Origin of the sequence: Microbacterium sp. USHLN186, assembly GCF_037145155.1 — a bacterium.
GTDB lineage: Bacteria > Actinomycetota > Actinomycetes > Actinomycetales > Microbacteriaceae > Microbacterium.
Window position 1 is genome coordinate 1 of sequence record NZ_JBBCYA010000023.1, and the last position, 223, is coordinate 223.

Annotated in this window: 1 rRNA gene; it reads left to right on the forward strand. The window is 51.1% G+C overall.

Annotated features, from left to right (window positions below):
* Positions 1-223: ribosomal RNA gene (locus WFG93_RS13950) — 23S ribosomal RNA — on the forward strand; the annotation flags it as partial.

Genomic DNA, 223 nt, shown 5'->3' on the forward strand with positions numbered 1-223 from the left:
CAGGACGGAAAGACCCCGTGACCTTTACTACAGCTTGGTATTGGTGTTCGGTGTGGCTTGTGTAGGATAGGTGGGAGACTGTGAAGCCGTGACGCCAGTCATGGTGGAGTCATTGTTGAAATACCACTCTGGTCATATTGGATATCTAACTTCGAACCGTGATCCGGTTCAGGGACAGTGCCTGGTGGGTAGTTTAACTGGGGCGGTTGCCTCCCAAAAAGTA